Origin of the sequence: Nonomuraea sp. MTCD27, from assembly GCF_041950495.1 — a bacterium.
In the GTDB taxonomy this organism is placed as follows: Bacteria; Actinomycetota; Actinomycetes; order Streptosporangiales; family Streptosporangiaceae; genus Nonomuraea.
The window spans coordinates 1-1,420 of sequence record NZ_JBGNUW010000067.1 but is presented as its reverse complement, the minus strand read 5'-3'; the positions used below and the strand labels follow the sequence as shown (position 1 = coordinate 1,420).

The 1,420-nt window shown below is 69.6% G+C and carries 1 protein-coding gene; it reads left to right on the top strand.

Going from position 1 to position 1,420, the window contains the following annotated elements:
- Nucleotides 1-1,228: IS1380 family transposase (locus ACBJ59_RS62735; RefSeq protein ID WP_375119386.1), on the top strand; the 1,228-nt coding region annotated here is incomplete at its 5' end.
- Nucleotides 1,229-1,420 lie beyond the last annotated feature (192 nt).

Below are 1,420 nucleotides of genomic sequence, written 5' to 3'. Positions count from 1 at the left end.
GCTGGGCGCGACCAGCATGCGGCAGATCGCGCTGCTCACCCACCAGCAAGGCGTGTTCGGCGCGCCGCCGTCGGACTCCACGGTGCGTCGCAGTCTGGAGCCCATCGGCGCCGATGAGCGGCTGCCGATCTGGATCGCGCGGGTGCGGGCCAGGGTCCGCAAGCACGTGTGGGCATTGATCGCCTCGACCGAGGCGGGCTTCCCCTGGCTGAGGGTGGCGGGCAAGGTGCTGACCGGCTGGATCGTCATCGACATCGACGCCACGCTGATCACCGCGCACTCCAACAAGCAGGGCGCCGGCGCGACGTTCAAGAAGGGGTGGGGCTTTCACCCGCTGGCCTGCTGGTGCGCCAACACCGGCGAGTCGCTGGCGATGCTGCTACGCACCGGCTCGGCCGGCTCCAACACTGTGGCCGACCACATCACCGTGCTGGCCGAGGCGATCCGGCAGATCCCCGACGCCTACCGCGCCAAGCTGTGGATCCGCGTGGACGGCGCGGGCGCTACGCACGACCTGGTCGAGCAGATGAAAGGCCTGAACACCACCCGGCGGACGGTGCGCTTCAGCGTCGGCTGGAAGATCACCGAGATCGATGAGAGCGCCATCGGCAAGTTGCCCGCCTCGGCCTGGCAGGCCGCCGTGCGCCAGGACGGAACCGTCCATCCGCACGCCGAGGTGACCGAGCTGACCGGCCTGGACGAGCGCGCCGCCGCCTGGGGAGTCCGGCTCCTGGTCCGGCGCGTCCGCCCCTCGGCCCGCGACCAGCGCCAGCTCACCGCCTTCGAGCACAAGACCGGCTGGAAGTACGCCATCGTGGCCACCAACCTCGGCCCGCGCGGGCTGCGCGGCATTCCCGGCAGCCACCAACTCGCCTTCATCGACGCCGTCCACCGCGACCACGCCGAGGTGGAAGACCGGGTGCGCACGAACAAGGCGATGGGCCTGCGCAATCTGCCCTCCAAGACCTGGAACGTCAACGTCGGCTGGGTGCTGGCCGCCAATCTCGCCGCCGATATCGACGCCTGGACCCGCCTGCTGGGTCTGCATGATCAGGCGGATCTGGCTCGCGCCGAACCGGCAACCCTCCGGTTCTGCCTGTGGCACCTGCCCGCCAAGCTCGTCACGCACGCCCGGCAGCGCCTGCTGAAGATCAGCGTCACCTGGCCGTGGAAGACCGCCTTCCTCATCTGCTGGCAGCGCCTGTGCGCGCTACCGGCACCTGGCTGACCAGCCCGAACATGCCCCAACGCGCCAGGAAGGAGTGACGAAGGACCCTGCGGCCCCGTGGAAGCCGCCGCCCATCCGAGCGCCTCGGGCGGCACACTACGGCACACCGAGCGAACGAACAGGATGATCAGGCGGAAACCTCCGCCACACCGAACCCATTACTCAGGACGATCAAGGCGTGAGTCATCGAGG